Raw genomic sequence first — 1,008 nt, 5'->3', positions numbered from 1 at the left:
TACAGCGGGCTTTTTCATGAGCTGTGCTCAATGAGGCATTATGGTAAATTGTTATGGAGTGGGCATGTCTGTATATGATGCCTGGTGGTATGATTTTGTTTGTAACACTGGAAGGTTGTTGGAATATGGATTTAACAAATATTGAATTTATTAATGATGCCGCAATAAATAGGAGGCGTTACTGGACTAATGAAATTGTCAAATTAAGTGGGCATTTTGTTAATGACTCCAGTAGGGTTGAGGAGGAAATTATTTATGAAGTTTCCAAATCTGGATCTCAGGCTTTATTGGACCACCTTCGATTATGCACAGCCATTCCTGAATCATATGAGCATGATTCAAGCGAAGAAAAGTTATATTCAAAGTATACAGACGCATTGATTTCTGAATGTTTTAAGTTTTTTGGTTTGAATAGCATTGTGTTAACTGAGAGGGCTGATGCGGCAGATGTAGAAGTTGTATGTGATAGTTATTCTTTTGTTGCTGATGCTAAAGTTTTTCGGTTAAGTCGAACAGCTAAAAATCAGAAAGATTTTAAAGTTCAAGCAATGGATGGTTGGAGGAATACTAAAGATTTCGCCATGGTTGTTTGTCCAATATATCAGCTCCCAGTTAAATCAAGTCAAATATATCAACAAGCTATTCTTCGCAATGTGTGTGTGTTTACTTATACTCATTTAGCTGTTCTGGTAAAGTATGCTGACATTGTTGGTAGTGATGTTAGGATATTGTTAGAGGAAATATTCAGATCTGTCATACTCATGAATCCAAGTAAGGATAGTGTGCAGTACTGGACTATGATTAATAGAACGATGTTGAATTATGATAAGAGAATAGAAAAACTTTGGATTGATGAGCGAATTGCTACATCAGAGGGTATCTATGTGCTGAAAAAGATGGCAATAGAATACCTCTCTTCCGAGAGAGGTAGAATTCTAAGCATGAGCAGAGAAGAGGCTGTAAGAGCTTTGATTAAAATGAATAAAATTGAAAGTAGAATTGAGCAGA

At 35.9% G+C, this 1,008-nt stretch carries 1 protein-coding gene; it reads left to right on the top strand.

The genetic code is table 11. The features are described from left to right. Nucleotides 1-74: 74 nt before the first annotated feature. The coding region (locus GH681_RS23250) for a HindIII family type II restriction endonuclease (RefSeq protein WP_228112066.1) at nt 75-1,008 on the top strand (934 nt) is incomplete at its 3' end.

Origin of the sequence: Zoogloea sp. 1C4, from assembly GCF_009469605.1 — a bacterium.
Taxonomy (GTDB): domain Bacteria; phylum Pseudomonadota; class Gammaproteobacteria; order Burkholderiales; family Rhodocyclaceae; genus Zoogloea; species Zoogloea oryzae.
Note: the sequence above shows the minus strand (reverse complement) of the source record. Positions and strands in the feature narration are given on the sequence as shown.